The sequence below is a fragment of the Pseudarthrobacter sp. 10T415 genome (genome assembly GCF_056394175.1).
This window is the reverse complement of record NZ_JBFTHJ010000062.1, coordinates 1-597: the sequence shown is the minus strand read 5'-3', so window position 1 is coordinate 597 and position 597 is coordinate 1. Positions and strand designations below refer to the sequence as shown.

The window sequence follows — 597 nt, the reverse complement described above, 5'->3', positions numbered from 1 at the left end:
GGGATCACAGTCCGGTTATCGACTCCCCCAGGCTTATCGCAGATTCCTACGTCCTTCTTCGGCTCCTAATGCCAAGGCATCCACCGTGTGCTCTTAAAAACTTGACCACAAAGATCAAAAACTAATTTCGAGAGAACCACGAAAACTGTTCCACGCACCACAACCCCAAAAGGGCCACAGCACACGAACCAGATCCAGGTTCATTTATCTTGGAAATTGCTTCTTATACAAGATGCTCGCGTCCACTATGTAGTTCTCAAACAACAACCCCACACCACACACCCCACACACAACACGTGCATGATCGGTGCAGCAGGGAAACCAGAAACAAAGTACCGACAAGAACCCCAAGGGCCCTCCCCGGTCCTGTTGCCTCAGGACCCAACAGTGTGCCAAACACTACCCAGCAGACCAAACCACCCACGTTCCAGGACCACCCCCACAAAGGAGATCAGTCCGTACTAGCAAACAGTCCGTGCCACCAGGCACCTATTCGTTGATATTCCACCCTTGAGCACCCGCCACGAAACATTCGTCCGTGCAACGGGCATTACTCCTGACAACCCCCACCACCAACAAGCGTCGGCATGAGCGGTT

1 rRNA gene is annotated in these 597 nt (G+C 52.8%); it reads right to left on the bottom strand.

Features of this window, described 5'->3' with window-relative positions:
* Positions 1-107: ribosomal RNA gene (locus AC1DBN_RS21450) — 23S ribosomal RNA — on the bottom strand; the annotation flags it as partial.
* Positions 108-597 lie beyond the last annotated feature (490 nt).